The sequence below is a fragment of the Reyranella sp. genome, from assembly GCF_036558665.1.
In the GTDB taxonomy this organism is placed as follows: Bacteria; Pseudomonadota; Alphaproteobacteria; order Reyranellales; family Reyranellaceae; genus Reyranella.
On record NZ_DATBFE010000119.1, the window covers coordinates 40,532 to 57,007 of the forward strand.

Sequence of the window (16,476 nt, forward strand, 5' to 3'; positions counted from 1 at the left end):
CCGGGCGAGGTCACTTCTCAGCGCCGCCTCCGAGAAGAGGCGGCGCGCTTCGGCGCCGGCTTGCGCCTGGCTTGCCTTGCCAGCCGGCCGACCGGTTGGGCGCCGACCAAGATCGCGGCGATGACACAGGGCTCCTTGGTTCGCACGCTCCAGGAGTGATTGGTTCCACGCTGGACGAGGATATCGCCCTGCTTCAGGAGCTTCTCGCCCTTGTCCATGATGGCGTAGATCTCGCCGCTGAGCACGATGACGTAATCGACGGTGGCCGTGCAGTGCATCATTGCATCGGCCGAGCCATGATCGGGCGCGCCGCTTGCGCCGATGGAGGCGAAGGCCGCTTTTGCGTCGGCCGCGTCGCGCCAGGCCGAGTCCGGAGGGAACTCGACGATCCGCAGGATCGTGCCCTCTTGCGGCGGCTCGAGCTTGATCTTGCCGGCGGCCGCATCTCCGTTGCGGGTATTGGAAGCAGGCGATGTCTTCGTCCGCCACAGGTCCGTCAAAGCGACTCCTGGCATCGACTTCATCTCGAGGACATTCGGTGCCTCGCCGTCCATGATGAAGATCGACCTGCCATCCTTGTCGTGTCCTGTGACGACACGGCGAATGCGTTGGACCATTTGCCTTCCTTTCGCAGCTTTGGCCCCACGATATCGTCGCGCCTCGAAAAGCGCGAGACGAGTCGGCGGCATGGGTTCTGTGGCTGCGAGCTTTTCGCGCGCAAGATGCGGAACGTTGGGGTAGAAGAATGGGACGAACCGAATGGGGAAATGCGACCGATGACCGACGATCTCTTTGCTGAGCTGCGCAAGATCGACACGCCCACCATCACCAACGTGGTGGCGACCTATCCGAAGAATCCATTGTGCCTCGGTCTCTACAATCCGTGGACCGAGAATTGGTATACCGACACGTCGATCCGCTGCATCTACCCCGAACTCGGCGCTACCGTCGGCTACGCGGTGACCTGCGTTTACGGTTTGCCTGATCCAAACTTCCCGGGCCGGCTGAGCTTCATGGACGTGGTCGATGCGCTCGACGGCATGAAGAAGCCGACCATCCTGGTGATCCAGCAAAAATGGCCGACCGAGCTGCACAACAAGGCAGGCCTCGCCGGAGAGATAATGGTGAGCCAGATGATGGCTGTCGGGTGCGTCGGACTTCTGTCCAATGGCCCGTCGCGCGACGTCGATGCCATCCGCAAGCTCAGGTTCCAGTACATGCTGGGCGGCATCACTGCCGGCCACGGAGAGCAGGCCGTGCATGCCGTCAACGTGCCGGTGTCGGTAGGCGGCATGGATGTGGCGCCGGGCGAACTCATCCACATGGACGAGAACGGGGCGGTGAAGTTTCCCGTCCAGCATGCCGAGGCGGTCCTGAAGAACGCCCGGGCCATGCTCGACGACGAGGCACGTCGCCTGGTGCAGATCCGCAAGGCGAAGACGGCGGCTGAGGTCCGCGCCGCCAGTGCCGGCGGCACCTATGCACAGAAGAAGCGCTGATACTCGGCAATTGCTGCGGGCAGTGCTAGGATCGCCCGCATGAGCACATCGATCGCGGATGAACGCCGTCTGCTAACGGAAGACGAGTACCAGAAGGTCGTTCGCAGCCACTATCCAGCCTTGCTGGAAGTGGCGCGTAACGAACTGCCCGGCCTCGCGCGATGGCTGCGTGACCAGCGGGCGAGGATGCGCGGTATGATCGAACATCGCCGCCGCGTACGTCGCGGCAAGGCCGAACCACGCAGCGCCGCCGTCGAGACATCGAGCGAACGCGGCGTCGCGGCGAAGAAACAGGTCTTTGCCCGGGCACTCAAGCGTGTGAACGCGCGGCTCGATCATCTGCGGGCGGAAGAGAAGCGCGCCGAGATCCGCGTCCGGCTCGGCGCCGCGCTCGAGCGCAAACGCAAGGCACGCATCCATCATCCGAGCACCGGTCGGCGGGCCGGAAAGGGTATGCGACCGATCGAGAATCCCAAGGGACCTGATGTTCTCGAACCCACAGCTGTCGGCCGGGTCTCCCAGGCTGTGCGCCGCTCCCAGGCCCATCGCGATAACAAGGTCCAGTCGGCAGGCGAGTGAGACAGCCGAGCCGCCGTCCGCTGGGCTGGCTTAGATCCAGGGAGAAGCACTCATGACCGCTCTCAACTCCGACCTGCGGGAGGCGTTGGCCCGGGTCGGCACCTCGACGCTCACGGGCGTCCTGAACCGTCGCGGCTTGCGCAGCATGACTCTGTTCGACGTCTGGCCGCTCAGGCCCGAGCAGCCGGCCATGGTGGGGACGGCCTTCACCATGCGCTTCATTCCGTCGCGCGAGGACAAGGACGGGCCGGCCTCGACCAACCGTTCGACGATCCAGCCGCAGGCAATGGAGGAGTGTCCGCCGGGTCACGTGCTGATGATCGATTCGCGTGGCGATTCGCGGGCGGCGTCCGCGGGTGACCTCTATGTCGGGCGGCTCAAGGCGCGCGGCGCGGCAGGCATCGTCACCGACGGTGGCTTCCGCGATACCAACGGCATCTTCAAGACGGGCTTGCCGGCCTATCACCGCCGTCCGTCCTCGCCGCCCAGCCCGATCGCCCACCGCCCGGTCGATCTGCAGCTCCCGATCGCCTGCGGTGGTGTCGCCGTCTATCCTGGCGACATCGTGGTCGGCGACCGCGATGCGGTGCTGGTGATCCCTCCCGATATCGTCGAAGCGGTGGCCGAGGAAGCTGTCAAGAACTACGAGTACGAGGAATTCGCCGAGCACGAAGTGGCGCGCGGGCGCTCGCTCAAGGGCCTGTTCCCGGTTGCGGGCGACGAAGCCAAGCGCGACTACGAGGAGTGGAAAAAGAAGGGCGGCAAGAAGAAATAGGTGAAGGCGGGTCAGACCTTCGCCATGACATCACCTGTAAAACGTTTCATCTGCTCGAGCATCGCCGCCACCGTATCGCCGCCGAAGCTGAGGTCGATGGCGCCGACGCCGAGCGCCGCCAGCGCCTTGATGTCGCCGGCAATGGCTGGGGCTGCGCCCGAGAAGAGCCGTCGCTCGCCGTCGCCTGCCTTGTCCGGCAGCGCCGCACCGTATCGCGGGAAACGAAGGGCGAGCCCGATCGATCGGGGGTCGCGGCCGGCTTCGGCCGCGAGCTTGCGGAGCTTGTCGGCCCCGGCGCGGAAGCGTGCGAGACTATCGAGCGGAAAGGCTGGATTGCTGCCGATCGGGTACCAGGCGTCGCCGAGGCGCGCGGTGCGGCGCAACGCCGGCCCCGATTCGCCGCCGACCCAGATAGGAATGCCGCCCTTCTGCACGGGCTTGGGCGCAAAAGTGATGTTGTCGAACTTGACGAACTCACCCGAGAACTTCGGATGCTCCTTGTCCCAAAGCTCGCGGAAGGCGGCGACGTACTCGTCGGTCACCCTGCCCCGTTTGTCGAAATCGGGCGCGTCGATCGCCTCGAATTCCTCCTTCATCCAGCCGGCGCCGATCCCCAGCGTCACGCGCCCTCCGGACAGGACGTCGATGGTGGCAAGCTGCTTGGCGGCCAGCACGGCGGGCCGGTGGGGCACGACCATGACCGACGTGACTAGCCGAAGCTTCGAGGTGCACGCGGCGACGAAAGCCAGCTCGATCAACTGCTCGTTGCGCTCGCCATTGCCCGCGGTGCTGAACTCGCCGGTTTCGCTGTAGGGATAGCGCGCCTTGATGTCGGTCGGGATCACCACATGGTCGCTGAACGTCGCGTAGTGATAGCCGAGCTGTTCGGCGCCGGCGGCAAGCCGCGTCAGGTTGTCGGCGCTGGCCAGCGGGCCAGCAGTGGGCGCGCTGAATCCGATCTGCATTGTCGTCTCTCCTTCAGTCCAGTGTGGTGCGGATCTCGAGGCCGCGCTTCAGGCTAAGGGTCACCGGCGTCCGTTCGGCGATCTCGGCCATGCGCTTGCGCTGCTCGGCATCCACGGTTCCTTCGATCCGGAGATGGCGATCGATCCGCTGATCGTCGCCCTCGCGCACGAAATGCACATCGGCGTGGACCGCCTCGACCGGCCACTGCTTGCGCTCGGCATACATGCGCAGCGTGATGACCGTGCAGGCACCGAGCGCCGCCACCAGCAGATCGTAGGGAGCCGGCCCCGAATCCTGCCCGCCGAGCTCGGGACCCTCGTCGGCCTCGAGGCGATGACGGCCGGCCGTGATCGCTGTCGCGTAGTTGGTCCTACCGATGCTTGCCCTGGCCCGCGCCATACCGCGCCCTCTCCATCGTTACGCTGCCGCAGCCAGTCTAACGGCAACGGAGCAGTCCCGTCGCCGTTCCGATATGCATCTGGAAGTCTTTCAGAAAATGTCATATTATCAGTGAATTAGTTGATATTCTTTCAGTCATTTCGGAGCTTTTCATGGCCGTCACTTCCGGCCTGTCCCTGTCATCCCACAGCCAGAGCGATCCGGCGCGCTCACCTTGGGCACCATCGTGGCCGCTGCTGGTTGGCCTCGGTGTCTTCATCTGGCTTGCGCTGTTCAAGGCCGAGCCTTTGCTGAGTGACCCGGATACCCATTGGCATATCACCGTCGGCAACTGGATCCTGCAGCACGGCACGGTTCCCCATGTCGACACGTATTCCTTCACCTTTGCCGGACAGGCATGGATCGCCAAGGAGTGGCTCTCCCAGGTGGTGCTGGCCGGCGCCTACGATCTGGGTGGCTGGGGCGGCGTGGGGGCGCTGGCGGCGGCCGCCGTGGCGGCGACGTTCGCCTTGCTGCTGCGCCTGCTGCTGCGCGATCTCACGCCCTTCCCGGCACTCCTGTTCACGGTTGCAGCCTTCGCCCTGACGAGCGCCCACTTCCTGGCCCGTCCGCATGTGCTCGCTTTCCCCGTCATGCTGTGGTGGGTCGCAGGCCTCGTGCGCGCGGTCGAGGAGCGCCGCGCCCCGAAGCCCGTGCTGCTGGTCGCCATGGTGCTCTGGGCCAACCTGCATGGCGGCTTCACTCTTGGGCTCGTGCTGGCAGGCGCGATGGCGCTCGATGCGCTGGTGGCAGCCAAGGACCGGACGGAGCGCCGGACGCTGTTCGTTGCCTGGGCCAAGTTCGGTGTCGCCGCCGCGCTGGCAGCGTGCGTCACGCCGTACGGGCCTGAATCGATGCTGGTCACGCTCCGCATCTTCGGTCTCGGCGACGCGCTGGCGACGATCTCGGAATGGAGGTCGCCGAACTTCCAGCAACAGCCCATGCAGGAACTGATCCTGCTGGTCGCGCTCTATCTCGCGTTGTCGCGTGGTCTGAAGCTCCCACTGGTTCGCCTCCTGATCGTGCTCGGACTCGCGCACCTCTTCCTGCGCTACGCGCGCAATGCCGAGATCCTGGCCATGCTGGCACCGCTCGTGATTGCACCGGTGCTGGCGCGGCAATGGCCTGCGTTGCGGCCGACGACCGAGGCAAGGGGATGGCCTGTCATGTTGGCACGGCCCGCGGGCCGCGGTCTGCTCGCGCTCTGCCTCGCCGTGGCGGCGCTGCTGGCTGCGGGCTTGGTGCGCTTCGGCGCCGTCACGGCGCCGGAAGCGACAACGCCCTCGGCCGCTCTCGAGTTCGTGCACAAGGCCGGCCTCAAGGGCCATGTGTTCAATCACTATGGCTACGGCGGATACCTGATCGAGTCCGGCATTCCGACCTTCATCGACGGGCGCGGCGAGCTGTTCGGCGGCGATTTCATCAAGCGCTATGTCGACGCCGCCTATCTCCACGGCGAGACGTCGCTCGAAGCCGTTCTCGATCAATACCAGATCGAATGGACGTTCCTTTCCAAGGATCTGCCGGCCAACAAGCTCCTGGCGCACCTGCCCGGCTGGCGTCTCGCCTACAGCGACGATCAGGCGATGATCTTCGTGCGTGGCCGCTAGTCCTTGAGCAATATCCAGGTGCAGTGACCGAGGGCACACAGGCGTCCGCTCTCGGTATAGAGGGCAGTGCCTGAATGTAGCTTGCGTCCTTCGGCCCCGAGCTTCCAGCCGACCACCGCGCAGCGTTCGCCGATCCGTGGCGGGTCGATGATCATCGCAGTCATGCGACCGGTCAGGGCGGGTCGCCAGTCGCCCGGATCCTGTACTGCCCAGGCGCCGGGGCAGTCGAGCGTTCCCCAGACGAACTCCCGCTTGATGCGGCCATCGCCGTCGGCGTGCGCGGCATGCGGCACGTAGCAGGAGAGCGATCGACCGGCGTCGGGGCCGGATGTACCCAGGACGCGCAGGCCGTCGCCAACCGCGCGGCCGCGTCCGCATACGATGCAATAGTGGAAGTCGCTGTCCTCGAAACTGCCGCCGTCGCGCTCGCGTCCCATCACGTCGTTCCAGTCGGCAGGCGGAGGCGGCGGGTCGAGTTGATCGACGGAGCCCGGATGTGCCTCGCAGATCAGCGTATCGCCATCATGAAGCTGCAGGCTGCCGTCCGACCAGTGCAACGCCAGCGAACGTTCGAGGGGAATGGGGGCGCGAAACGTCACCTCGACGGCGCTGTCGGGGTCGAAGTGCCGGGCGAGCAGGCCGCCGACATAGCCGCCGTTGCCGGACAAGCGCGGCCCATTGAAGCTGCGTTCGACGATCAGGGTTTGATTCACCAACTCCTCCGCGGCGCGGAACGTGACGCGCACATGTCGCAATTGCAAGCCTGCCGGCCGGCAAACCGCTTGCACGATCGCGATCGTGCGGCCAAGGGTGGAAGTGATGAGCCGTTTCGTGCCCTGGTCGCTGGTGGCGCTGTGCTTCGCCCTCGGTGTGGCCAGCAGGTCGATCAGCGACTCTTTCCCCGTGTTCGTGCCCTCGTTGCAGCAGGACTTCTCGGCAAGCCGCAGCGCCGTGACGGTGGTCTACAGCTTTGCGTTGCTGGTCGGCGGAACCGGCGCGCCTCTCGCCGGCTGGATCGTGGATCGCTTCGGTTTGCGAGCGCTGACGGTGATCGGCATGTCGGCCGCTGCGCTCGCGAGCGCCAGCGCTTCGCAGGCTGGGCAACTCTGGCAGCTCTATCTCGGACTTGGCATGATCATGGGCTTCGGCGGCGCGTCGCTCTCCGGTGTGCTGAGTTCTTCCCTGCTCGGCCGATGGTTTGCAGCCCATCGATTGGGCGTGGCGCTGGCAGTCGCGTGGTCCGCTTCGGGAGTGGGTGCCATCGTCATTCTGCCGCTGGCCGAGCACATCATCGCGACCGCGGGCTGGCGACATGCCTATTTCGTCTTTGCCTGCATCAGCGCCGCCTTCATCCCGCTGCTGCTCCTGCTGCCGTGGCGCCGCATCGCCAGGGGAGCGCCGGGACTCGAGCGCGCGCACGCCTCGGCGACCGCGGGCATGACGGTGGGACAGGCGGTGCGAGAATGGCCGTTCTGGGCGCTCACCTTTTCCTTCGGTTTCACGTCGCTCGGCATCTTCTCGATCGCGCCGCAGGCCATGGTCTATCTGCTGGAGCGCGGGATGGAAGGTGGTTACGCGGCGCGTGCACTGGCCGTCGCCGGAGTGCTGACGCCGCTCGGCATGATCGGCTTCAGCTGGCTCTCGGATCGCGGCGGTCGCAAGCTCGCGGCGCTGCTCGCCTATGCCTGCTCGATCGCGGGTGTCGGCATGCTGGCCCTCGTCCGCGGCCCGGACGACGATCTCTGGCTGTGGCTCTACGTGCTGCTGTTCGGCGGCAGCCAGGGCTCGCGCGGTCCGATGATCTCGACTCTGGCGACGCTCCGCTATCGCGGCGCCAATTTCGGCCGGATCTACGGCCTCATCAGCACGGGCATGGGAATCGGCGGCTTCCTCGGCGCCTGGATCGGCGGCCTGCTGCATGATCTCACCGGCGGATACGCCGCGGTCATGACGTTCTCGGTCTGCGCGCTGGCGCTTGCCGCTACCTCGCTCGGCGCAGAAGCGGGCGCGCGCGAGCGACTCGGCCGCTAGCGATCAGGTCCGACGAGGCGCGGCCATCTCTGCGCGATATCCCGACTGACCTTGATATCGACATATTGTGTTTCCAAAAAATATCGCCACAATGCGCGCCATGTTCGACCGGATCGACTTCCCAAGTAGTCCCAGCCAATCGCGGCGGAGCTAGCCGTGACGCCGGGCCTTGAGTCCTGCCACGCGCTGGTGCTCAACGCCGATTTTCGGCCGCTGTCTTATTTCCCCTTGTCGATATGGTCCTGGCAGGATGCGGTGAAGGCGGTGTTCCTCGACCGCGTCAGCGTCGTTTCCGAATACGACCGCAAGATCCACAGCCCGTCCTTCGAGATGCGCCTGCCGAGCGTCATCGCACTCAAGGAATATGTGCCGGCGGCGCGGCGGCCTGCGTTCACGCGGTTCAATGTGTTCCTGCGCGACCGCTTCAATTGCCAGTATTGCGGCGGCGATTTCGCGACCAACGAACTCACCTTCGATCATGTCGTGCCGAAATCCCGCGGCGGCCGTACGATGTGGAGCAATGTCGTCACGGCCTGCAGCCCGTGCAATCTCCTGAAAGGAAATCGGCTGCTGCGCGAAAGCGGCATGATCCTGCAGCGCGCACCGATCGAGCCGACGACGGTGGAGCTCCAGGAGAACGGCCGCGCCTTTCCGCCCGGCTACCTGCACGAGAGCTGGCGTGACTTCCTCTATTGGGACAGCGAGCTGGATCAGAACTGAGCCGATTGCTCAAATTCGCGTCGACAGCCAGATCGCGAGTTTGGAGCCCGTCTTGATGGTGCGCGTCAGGAGATCGTAGCCGGGCGCCTGCTCGGCGCCTGACGCCAGGGCCTCGTCGCGATGCGCGATCTCCTCGGCGCGGAATTTCTCGACGGTCGTGCGCAGCTCTGCTTCATCATCGCCCAAGGCGCCGGCCTGGTTCGCATAGTGCTCGTCGATCGTCTCCTCGATGGCGACGGTGCAGGCCATCGCCGCCTTGTCGCCCATCAGGGCCGTCGCCGCGCCGAGCGCGAAACCGGCGAGGTTCCAAACCGGCGACAGCATCGTCGGACGCACGCGGCGCTCGGTCAGGAGGCGGTCGAAGGTGGTCCGATGCTCGCGTTCGGTACGCGCCATGGCCGCGATCTTGCGGCCGGCCTCGCCGTTGACGCGCCCCGTCCAGCGAAGCGCCGCGAGCTGGCCTTCGTAGATCCGAACCGCACCGAACTCGCCCGCCTGGTCGACGCGGATCGCGCGCTCGACGACACGGCGTGCCTCGAGGTCGCCGGGGTTGCGCCCTTCGCCGGTTTTCATGGAAGCACCTTGATGCGCCGGAAGATGCTCAGCGAAAGCAGGATCGCCACGCCGGCCGAGAAAATCACGTTCCAGCCGGCCATCGAGACGCCCCACATCGACCACGCTGGCTCGTCGCAGCGCACCATCTTGGCCGAGAAAAGGTACTTCTTGAGTTCGGCAGGCGACAGGCCGCCCGGAATGTGGCCGGAGCATGCCTGTGGCCCCAACCACCAGTGCAGCTCGACGCCGACATGGAACAGGCCGATGCCGGCGGTGACCAGAAGGGCCGCGATCGCCCCGAGGGCGAAGACGTAGGCGAGCCGCGGCGCGGGGAGAGACGCGACCGCGGCCAGGCCGAGCACGATCGAGGCGACGTGGGGATAGCGCTGCCAGTAGCAAAGCTCGCACGGCGGCAGGCCGACGACGTACTGGAAGTAGAGAGCTCCTCCCAGAAGGGCGGCGCTGGCAAGGGCGGCGAGCAGGCCGATCTTGCTCGGAAGGGGAAGCGGCTTGGACCGGGCAGCGCTCATCGACGGCCTCAGAACAGGTAGCGGAAGGCCACGAACCCGCCCACCAGCGCCACCAGGAACAACCACGTCACCAGCGTCAAGCGTTCCTCGATGAAGCTGCGGATCGGCTCGCCGAACTTCCACAGCAAGGCTGCCACGATGAAGAACCGCAGGCCACGTGTCACGACGGATGCCCACACGAAAGTGACAAGATCAAAGTGCGCAGCACCTGAAGCAATCGTCACCAGCTTGTAAGGAATGGGCGTCAGCCCCTTGATCAGGATGATCCAGGTGCCCCATTCGGCAAAGCCCGCACGGAACTTCTCCAGGCCGTCCTGCAGGCCGTAGGTCTTCACCAGCCAGGCGCCGATCGTCTCGAAGAAATAGAAGCCGATGGCATAGCCCAGGAGACCGCCCAGCACCGAGCAGACGGTGCACACCAAGGCGATCCGGAACGCCTTGGTGCGGTTGGCCAGCACCATCGGGATCAGCATCACGTCGGGCGGTATCGGAAAGAACGAGCTTTCGGCGAAGGCCACCGCGCCCATGGCGACAATGGCTTTGGGGTGTCCGGCAAGCCGGATGACCCAGTCATAGAGGCGGCGCAGCATGACAGGCTACTAGCGTGTCATCGCGAGCGCAGCGAGCGATCTTTCTTCGGTATCAGATCCCTGGCAAGTGCCCGGGATGACGGTCACGGGCCGTCATTCCGCCGCCTGCTTGAGGCTGGTCGGCACCGTCTCGCCGGCGAACAGCGCGGCCCGTGCCGCCTCGTACTCCGCCTTGAGCCGCGCCACGACCTCGCCGGCGGAAGGCGCATCGTGGACCTGGCCGACGCCTTGACCCGCTCCCCAGATGTCGCGCCAGGCCTTGGTCTTCATGTTGCCGCCCGAGCCGAAATTCATCTTGCTCTTGTCGGCCTCGGGCAAGGCATCGGGATCGAGGCCGGCCGCCGCGATGCTGCGCTTCAGGTAGTTGCCGTGCACGCCCGTGAAGAGGTTGGTATAGACGATCTCCTCGCCGCTCGACTCGACGATGCACTGCTTGTTCTCCGCGGAAGCCGCCGCCTCCGAGGTGGCGATGAAGCGCGTGCCGACGTAGGCGAGGTCCGCGCCGAGCGCCTGTGCGGCCAGCACCGATGCGCCGTTGGCGATCGAGCCCGCGAGCAGCAGGCAGCCGTCATAGAACTGGCGCACCTCGGGGACCAAGGCGAAGGGCGACAATCGGCCGGCGTGGCCGCCCGCCCCGGCGCAAACCAGGATCAGGCCATCGACGCCCGCCTGCAGCGCGCGCCTGGCGTGCGCGACGTTGGTCACGTCGTGGAACACGACACAGCCGTAGCGTCGCGCCGATTTCACCACGTCGTCGGGCGCGCGCAGAGAGGTGATCTGGATCGGTACCTTGTACTTTTCGCAGAGATCGACGTCATGCTCCAGCCGGTCGTTGGAACTGTGCACGATCTGGTTGACCGCGAAGGGCGCAACTTTCCTTCCGGGATGCTTCGCCTTGTAGTCGCCAAGCTCACCGGCGATGCGCTTCAGCCACTCCTCCAGGACTTCCTTCGGCCGCGCGTTCAGCGCCGGAAACGAGCCGACGATTCCGGCCTTGCACTGCTCGATCACGAGGTCGGGATTGGAGACGATGAACAGTGGCGCGCCGACGACGGGAATGGAAAGCGAGTCACACAACAGTGCCGGAAGAGCCATGAACCGTATCCTCGTCGACTTCAGGAGGGCATGCAGGCCGCCACGCTCGGTGTCCGGATGTATGCCGGCCATCCAGCGATGCGGTCAAGAAAGTCCGGCCGCTTCGAGCGATCGGTCGCAACCCGGCCGGCTTCGTCCGCCTAGAGCGGGCCCGGCCGCCAGTTGCCATGGAAGCCGGCGGGCACGCGGCTCGAAAGATGCGCCAACGCGACCGGGCCCCGTGCGAGATCGATGGCCTCGAATACGGCGAGGTCGCTGCGGCCTTCATCGGCGCGGAACACGACGCTCAGCAGCCAGCCGTCGCCCTCCGCGGCGTCCTCCGACCGAGGCACGAAGATCGGCTCGCCGAAGCGATCGTCCGGTCCTTCGTTCCAGGTGACGTTCTTGCCGGTCGCCAGATCATAGTGCGTGATGCCATCGTGGCGCGGGCTGCCGGCGGCCGCCACGTTGCCCGACACGATCCAGCCGTGGCGATAGTCGCTCATGCAGAAGCGCTCGTCGAAGCGTGGAAATTCGCCGGCGCGATCGTCGAGCTGCTCCTCCTTGAAGGTGTTGCCCTGGCCCGCGAAATCGAAGCTCCAGCGGAAGAGCCGCGCCTGCGGCGTTTCCTTCGCCGAGGGCGAGCCGTCGGGCAGAGGAAAGAGCGGCGCCACGTCATACTTCATGACGTCGATCACCACCTTGCCGTCCGCCGTCTCGAAATGGTTCATCGGATGGAAGACGTAGCAGGGCGGTGCGGCGATCCACCTGGCGTCAGCGACCGTGCCGTTACGCGGGATGAAGGCGATGTGCGTGCCCTTGTCGGGCTCCCAGGCGAAGGGCGGCTTGCCGCCCATGGCGCGCTCCATCGAGCTCGTCAGCGGGAAGATCGGCACGATGATCCAGTTCCTGGTGACCGCAAAGTCATGGATCATCGAGGGAAAGGGACCCTCGAGGATCTCGGCACGCGTGATCGCGCCCCCGGCGTCGACGGTCTGCAGGCTTACTTCCCTCGTAAAGCGACCCTTGGCCGAATAGCCGAAGAACACCATCTCGCCTGTCTTCGGGTCGAGCTTGGGGTGTGCGGTGAACGGACCGCAGAGCTTGTCATCCCAGGTCTCGTAACCACCCTTGGGCCCGACCGGCATCAGGCTCGCCGGGTCGAGCGAGAAAGGCGCATGCGCCTCCTCGAGCGCGAGAAGCTTGCCGCCGTGCCAGACGATGTTGGTGTTGGCGATGGTCGAGTTGAGCGCCAGCACGCGCGGATCGGTGTAGAGCGGATGGCCAAAGGTGCCGGACAGGCCTTCGCCCTCCTTGTTCTCGATCTCCCACTTGGGCGTGCGCACCCAGCGATTCTTGTAGGAGACATTGCCGTTCTCGACATGGAAGGCATGGATCATGCCGTCGCCACCGAACCAGTGATAAGGACCGCGTGGCGCGAACTGCGGATTGGGACCGTTGCGGTAGAGCGTACCGCAGAGCTCCTTCGGCATGTCGCCGGAGATCTGCAGATGGCCGGCATCCGCCTCGGTGTTCACCGGCGCGTAGTAGCCCTTGAGGAAAGGATTGTCGGTCGGGAAGGCTTTGGCCATGGCGTGCTCCTGCACCGAAAGGTAAGGGAAACGCTGTGTATCTATCGGACCCTATCAATACACGGCGTTTCCCGCAAGGTCATTTCAGGCAAATTTTCGCGACAGGAATGAGAGTGGCGTCATTTCACCCAGACGCCGCCATCCTTGTTGCCGTATCCGAGCGACCGGTATGCAGCGTCGACCAGGGACTGGCCGCGCTCGTTCATGAGCAGGCCCGGACCCATCCGGTTCATCGTGTATCCGAAGGAGAGACCGGCGGCGGGATCGGCGAAACCGAGGGAGCCGCCGGCGCCGACATGGCCGAAGGCCGCACTGCCCAGGATGACGCTGTCGATGTCCGGTCCGAAGATCTCCGCGCCCACACTGCGCCTGCGGTTGTCCATCGACTTCATGAAGCCGAGGGCAAAGCGTGTCGGAATGCGCAGGGTGGCGTCGTCGTGCGTGGCCATCGAGACCTCGGCCATGCGTACGAGCGTGCGGGCATCGACGAGATTGCCGCCGCCCGCCATCGAACCGCCATTGGCCAGCGGCGCATACATGCCGGCGAGCCCGCGCGCGTTGGTGATGCCGTTGGCAGCGCCGATCTCCGCGGCGTGGCCGGCCCGGCTGTTGGCGCCACCCGTGCGCCATGCGCCGGCATTGAACAGGAACAGGGAAGGGATCGACTGCGGCTTGGTGGCGACGTCGATCATGAAGGGCGTCCTGGCCTCGTTCGACTTGTAGATATAGGGGATCATGGGCGCTACCCGTGGCTCGATCTCCTCCGGCAAGCCGATCCAGAAGTCGAGGCCCAGCGGCCTGGCGACCTCTTCACGGAAGAACGTACCGAGTGACCGGCCCGAGGCGCGCCGCACCATCTCGCCGACCGTCCAGCCGAACATCATCGCATGGTAGCCGTTGCGGGCGCCGGGCTCCCAGAACGGTTCTTCGTTGGCGAGCCGATCGGTCATGTAGTCCCATTCATAGGGTCCGGTGTCCTTGATCGGCGCGCGCAGCACCGGCACCGCGGAGGAATGGTCGAGCATCATGCGCGTGGTGACACGGCCCTTGCCGTGGCGGCCAAACTCCGGCCACAGCTCGATGGCAGGCGCATCGATATCGAGCTTGCCGCGGCTCGCCAGGATGTGGGTGCAGAGCGCCGTCGCTCCCTTGGTGCAGGAATAGACGATGCTGACCGTATCGCTCTTCCAGGGCTTGCCAGCTTTGGGATCGGCCAAGCCGCCCCACATATCCACCACGGTCTCGCCGCCGACCATCAGGCAGACGGAAGCGCCGACCTCGCCGTGGTCGGAGAAGTTCTTCCGGAAGGCATCGGCGACGCGCTCGAAGCCCTTCTCGCACGTTCCTTGGATGGTCATGTCAGGTCCCTTGTTGGGGCAGCGGCAGCTTGAAGGCGTCAAGCAGGAAGCGCGCGGCGTGCGAGAGCCCCGTCTGATCGATGCCATGGCCAACGCCCTGCGCAATGTGCATGCGCACCTGCACGCCATGCTGGCGCAGGACTTCCGCCGCCCGTTGGGTCAATATGTGCGGCAGCATCTCGTCGCTGTCGCCGTGCAGCAACAGCACCGGCGGCCGGCTCCTGATCTCGGGACCGAGAGCCTCGGGCGCGGCCAGCATGCCCGAGAAGCCGACGATGCCCGCGAGTTGCCTGGTGCGGCGCAGACCGACATGCAGCGCCATCATCGTGCCCTGGCTGAACCCCATCAGCACGGTCCTGGCCTCGTCGAGTCCGTATTGGGCCAGCTTCTCGTCGAGGAATGCATCGACAAAGGGCGCAGCCGCGCGCACGCCGGCGGCCGCGACCTGTGGGTCGAGCCGGGAAATGCCGAACCACTGATAACCCATCGGATTGCCTTCGCAGGGATATGGCGCGTTGGGGGCATGGAACACCGTATCCGGCATCAAGGGCGCCAGGACGGGCGCGAGCCCGATCAGATCATTGCCGTCGGCGCCATAGCCATGCAGCAGCACGACGAGATGACCCGGCTTGCCGCCGGCCTGCGGGCCCTGGCTCGGCCCGTCGAGTTTGATCATGTCGCCTCCACTTGCCTTCGGGCAGCCTTGGGTGCGGGCTTGGCGGCCGCTTTGACTTCCCTCGCGCTCCAGTCCGGCATGTTGCGGCGATAATGCCAGAGCAGAAGCGCGGCGGCGCTGCGCCACGGCCGCCACGCCTCGGCGATCTTGATCAGCCGCCTGGCATCGGGCCGTTTGCGCAGCTTCTTGAGATGCTGCGCCGCCACCACCAGCCCGAGATCGAGGCCGGGCATGATGTCGGGCCGGCCATGGGCGAACATCAGATAGATTTCTGCCGTCCATCGCCCGATGCCCTTGGCCTGCGTCAGCATGGCGATCGCGGCCTCGTCTTCCAGCTCCTTCAGCGCCTCGAAGTCGATACGCCCTTCGACGATGTCGGTGGCGAGGCTGCGGCCGTATTTCATCTTGGCGGCCGACAGCCCGACGGCGCGTAGTTGTTCGTCGCCGAGCTTCAGGAATTCCGCCGGCTCCATGGACGGTACGGCTGCTTCGAGCCGGAGCCAGATGCTGCGCGCGGCATGGACCGAGACCTGCTGGCCCACGATCGAGCGCATCAGCCCGCCGAAGCCGGTGGGCACCTCGCGCAATTGGGGATGCCCCACTTCCTTTACGATGCGCGCGAAGTCGGGATCGACCTTTGCGAGATGCCGGATCGCCTTCCTGAGGTTGGCGGCATCGAGGATTACTTGAGCCATCTTCCCCGCATAGCATGGTCTGCGAGCTCGCAGTAACGTCCGATCATGGAGATCGTGACGCGTTTTGCCCCCAGCCCGACGGGCGAGCTGCATCTCGGTTCGGCCTATTCCGCCTGGGTCGGGTGGCATCGCGCGCGCCAAGCCGGCGGCCACTTCTTCGTGCGCATCGAGAATATCGACGTTCGGCGCTGCCGGCGCGAGTACGAGCATTCGATCCTCGCCGACCTCGAGTGGCTGGGCCTGGACCGGGACGGCGAGGTGCGGCGCCAGTCGGACCATTTCGCCGATTATGGCCGCGTGCTCGATCAGCTCGATGCCCGGGGGCTGATCTATCCCTGCTTCTGCTCGCGCGCCGACATCGCGCGCGAGCTGACGGCGTCGGCGGCCGCGCCGCACGGTTCACGCGCGGGGCCCGACGGGCCGCTCTATCCCGGCACCTGCCGTCATCTCGGTACCGCCGAGCGGCGCGCCCGGCTGGCGGCGGATCAGGAGCATTGCTTGCGTCTCGATGCCGCCAAGGCAGCAGCGCTCGCCGGACCCTACCATTTCATCGACGAGACGCAGGGCTGCATCGAGGGGCAGCCGCTGCTGATGGGCGACTTCGTGATCGCCCGCAAGGACACGCCGACCAGCTACCATCTCTCCGTCACGGTCGACGACCACTTGCAGGGCATTACGCTGGTGACACGCGGCGAGGACGTGCTGCCGTCCACGCATGTCCATGTCCTGCTGCAGAAGCTCCTGGGCTACCGGACTCCGCTCTATGCCCATCACAGGCTGCTGACCGA

General features: G+C 65.8%; 19 protein-coding genes. 7 read left to right on the top strand and 12 right to left on the bottom strand.

What is annotated here, in order from left to right:
- Positions 1-17 precede the first annotated feature (17 nt).
- The gene (locus VH499_RS17550) at positions 18-617 is read right to left on the bottom strand and encodes a cupin domain-containing protein (protein ID WP_332054040.1); all 600 of its coding nucleotides are present in this window, start codon (positions 615-617) and stop codon (positions 18-20) included.
- A 159-nt stretch (positions 618-776) separates the two neighbouring features.
- On the opposite strand from VH499_RS17550, the gene VH499_RS17555 reads away from it, so the two are divergent.
- From VH499_RS17555 to VH499_RS17565, 3 genes are read left to right on the top strand one after another with little or no spacing between them, the layout of a single operon-like run.
- A complete protein-coding gene (locus VH499_RS17555; protein WP_332054041.1) occupies positions 777-1,499 on the top strand; it encodes an RraA family protein in 723 nt (240 codons plus the stop codon).
- Positions 1,500-1,538: 39 nt separating this feature from the next.
- Positions 1,539-2,078, top strand: a complete 540-nt coding sequence (locus VH499_RS17560) for a hypothetical protein (RefSeq protein WP_332054042.1) — start codon at positions 1,539-1,541, stop codon at positions 2,076-2,078.
- Between the two features lie 52 nt (positions 2,079-2,130).
- Positions 2,131-2,853, top strand: coding sequence for a ribonuclease activity regulator RraA (locus tag VH499_RS17565; protein WP_332054043.1), 723 nt, complete (start codon positions 2,131-2,133; stop codon positions 2,851-2,853).
- A gap of 11 nt (positions 2,854-2,864) precedes the next feature.
- Here VH499_RS17565 and VH499_RS17570 read toward each other — a convergent pair whose 3' ends face one another.
- Together VH499_RS17570 and VH499_RS17575 are read right to left on the bottom strand one after the other, a co-directional pair.
- Entirely contained in the window at positions 2,865-3,818 is a 954-nt protein-coding gene (locus tag VH499_RS17570; protein WP_332054044.1) for an LLM class F420-dependent oxidoreductase, read from the bottom strand.
- A 13-nt stretch (positions 3,819-3,831) separates the two neighbouring features.
- Positions 3,832-4,218 (bottom strand): OsmC family protein, encoded by a 387-nt coding sequence (locus VH499_RS17575; RefSeq protein ID WP_332054045.1) that lies wholly within the window; start codon positions 4,216-4,218, stop codon positions 3,832-3,834.
- A gap of 152 nt (positions 4,219-4,370) precedes the next feature.
- Here VH499_RS17575 and VH499_RS17580 point away from each other — a divergent pair, with 152 nt between their 5' ends.
- Positions 4,371-5,867, top strand: coding sequence for a hypothetical protein (locus VH499_RS17580; RefSeq protein WP_332054046.1), 1,497 nt, complete (start codon positions 4,371-4,373; stop codon positions 5,865-5,867).
- Here VH499_RS17580 and VH499_RS17585 read toward each other — a convergent pair.
- Complete coding sequence (locus VH499_RS17585) at positions 5,864-6,580, bottom strand: hypothetical protein (RefSeq protein WP_332054047.1); 717 nt, start codon at positions 6,578-6,580, stop codon at positions 5,864-5,866. The genes VH499_RS17580 and VH499_RS17585 overlap by 4 nt on opposite strands.
- 106 nt (positions 6,581-6,686) lie before the next feature.
- Between VH499_RS17585 and VH499_RS17590 the strand changes: the two genes are divergently transcribed.
- Positions 6,687-7,898 (top strand): MFS transporter, encoded by a 1,212-nt coding sequence (locus VH499_RS17590; protein ID WP_332054048.1) that lies wholly within the window; start codon positions 6,687-6,689, stop codon positions 7,896-7,898.
- A gap of 156 nt (positions 7,899-8,054) precedes the next feature.
- Complete coding sequence (locus VH499_RS17595) at positions 8,055-8,618, top strand: HNH endonuclease (protein ID WP_332054049.1); 564 nt, start codon at positions 8,055-8,057, stop codon at positions 8,616-8,618.
- A 9-nt stretch (positions 8,619-8,627) separates the two neighbouring features.
- Here VH499_RS17595 and VH499_RS17600 read toward each other — a convergent pair whose 3' ends face one another.
- The 8 genes from VH499_RS17600 to VH499_RS17635 all read right to left on the bottom strand — a co-directional run bounded on the left by VH499_RS17600 (position 8,628) and on the right by VH499_RS17635 (position 15,688).
- Complete coding sequence (locus VH499_RS17600; RefSeq protein ID WP_332054050.1) at positions 8,628-9,191, bottom strand: demethoxyubiquinone hydroxylase family protein; 564 nt, start codon at positions 9,189-9,191, stop codon at positions 8,628-8,630.
- Positions 9,188-9,703 (bottom strand): disulfide bond formation protein B, encoded by a 516-nt coding sequence (locus VH499_RS17605; RefSeq protein WP_332054051.1) that lies wholly within the window; start codon positions 9,701-9,703, stop codon positions 9,188-9,190. The genes VH499_RS17600 and VH499_RS17605 overlap by 4 nt, the downstream gene beginning before the upstream one ends.
- An 8-nt stretch (positions 9,704-9,711) precedes the next feature.
- Complete coding sequence (locus tag VH499_RS17610) at positions 9,712-10,293, bottom strand: YqaA family protein (RefSeq protein ID WP_332054052.1); 582 nt, start codon at positions 10,291-10,293, stop codon at positions 9,712-9,714.
- A 93-nt stretch (positions 10,294-10,386) separates the two neighbouring features.
- On the bottom strand, positions 10,387-11,388 hold the full coding sequence (locus VH499_RS17615) for a nitronate monooxygenase family protein (protein ID WP_332054053.1): 1,002 nt from the start codon (positions 11,386-11,388) through the stop codon (positions 10,387-10,389).
- Between the two features lie 140 nt (positions 11,389-11,528).
- Entirely contained in the window at positions 11,529-12,959 is a 1,431-nt protein-coding gene (locus tag VH499_RS17620) for a carotenoid oxygenase family protein (RefSeq protein WP_332054054.1), read from the bottom strand.
- Between the two features lie 119 nt (positions 12,960-13,078).
- The gene (locus VH499_RS17625) at positions 13,079-14,317 is read right to left on the bottom strand and encodes a serine hydrolase domain-containing protein (RefSeq protein ID WP_332054055.1); all 1,239 of its coding nucleotides are present in this window, start codon (positions 14,315-14,317) and stop codon (positions 13,079-13,081) included.
- A gap of 1 nt (position 14,318) precedes the next feature.
- Entirely contained in the window at positions 14,319-14,993 is a 675-nt protein-coding gene (locus VH499_RS17630; protein WP_332054056.1) for an alpha/beta hydrolase, read from the bottom strand.
- Positions 14,990-15,688, bottom strand: coding sequence for a DNA-3-methyladenine glycosylase 2 family protein (locus VH499_RS17635; protein WP_332054057.1), 699 nt, complete (start codon positions 15,686-15,688; stop codon positions 14,990-14,992). Before VH499_RS17635 ends, VH499_RS17630 begins: the two co-directional genes overlap by 4 nt.
- A gap of 45 nt (positions 15,689-15,733) precedes the next feature.
- On the opposite strand from VH499_RS17635, the gene gluQRS reads away from it, so the two are divergent.
- The coding region (gene gluQRS, locus VH499_RS17640; RefSeq protein WP_332054058.1) for a tRNA glutamyl-Q(34) synthetase GluQRS at positions 15,734-16,476 on the top strand (743 nt) is incomplete at its 3' end.